This window comes from Pseudomonas sp. FSL R10-0399, assembly GCF_009600165.1.
GTDB classification, from domain to species: domain Bacteria; phylum Pseudomonadota; class Gammaproteobacteria; order Pseudomonadales; family Pseudomonadaceae; genus Aquipseudomonas; species Aquipseudomonas helleri.
In genome coordinates this window covers 1-506 of record NZ_WIWK01000295.1, presented here as the reverse complement: position 1 = coordinate 506, position 506 = coordinate 1, and the positions used below count along the sequence as shown (strand labels likewise).

The 506-nt window shown below is 66.0% G+C and carries 1 protein-coding gene; it reads right to left on the bottom strand.

All coding sequences use genetic code 11. The features are described from left to right. Positions 1-506 (bottom strand): type VI secretion system Vgr family protein (locus GHO41_RS29510; RefSeq protein WP_153435368.1); only part of this gene is annotated, 506 nt, incomplete at both ends.

Here is a 506-nt window from a genome sequence, read left to right as displayed (position 1 = left end):
TTGCCGATGGCCAGGCTGGTGTGGCCGCCACTGGTCAGGGCCAGGTGTTCGCCGCTGGTCAAGTGGGTGGATTGCGGCGTGCTGCTGGCGATTCCGGCAGGGCTGTGCAGCACCAGATAGGGTTCGCTCAGCTCCGGGAACTGGTTGGCACTCGGGTTGCCGCCTGTGCCGCGAATGGCCGCATGCTGGTCACTGAGTGCCTGCGCGACGTCATCCTGATCGCCGCTTTCCTGGGCCAGATGGTCGCGGGCCAGGTGGGAAAAAGTGGCGTGATGTTGCTGCGCAATGCTGAGTTGCTCGGCGCATTCGGGCAGATCGGTGTGATGGGCGACGGCGCGGGCGCGAAGCTGGGTTGTAAGCAACAAGCCGCCGCCCGCCCGCACCACACCGTGGGCGTCGGTACGCAATTCAAAGCCTTCGCCACGAGGCGCTCCGCCATCGGGGCGCGGATGGGTCAAGAAGCCCGTGTTCAGCGCTGTGTGCTGATGGTCGGTCATCAGCGTGGC